The sequence below is a fragment of the Streptomyces sp. SID3343 genome (assembly GCF_009865215.1).
Lineage (GTDB): Bacteria > Actinomycetota > Actinomycetes > Streptomycetales > Streptomycetaceae > Embleya.
On the sequence record NZ_WWJX01000254.1, the window covers coordinates 1 to 202 of the forward strand.

General features: G+C 77.7%; 1 protein-coding gene. It reads right to left on the minus strand.

Translation table 11 applies throughout. The features are described 5' to 3' along the window. A partial coding sequence (locus GT354_RS08645; protein ID WP_161355671.1) for a hypothetical protein occupies positions 1-202 on the minus strand: 202 nt, incomplete at both ends.

The following is a 202-nucleotide window of genomic DNA, read 5'->3' on the forward strand; positions in this document are numbered from 1 at the left end:
AACCGGCGCCGGTGCCAGTACGCGTGGTCGGCGAAGCCGAACGGACCCGCCGGCGGCGGCGCGCCGTCCTCGTACGCGCGTGCGATGGCGGCGGCAAGCAGTCCCGCCGACGTTCGGTCGATCGCGTGCCGGGACACGGCGAGTGACAGCGCGGTGCCCGCGCCGACGTCGGTGACCGCCGCGCGACACAGCGGCCCGCGCC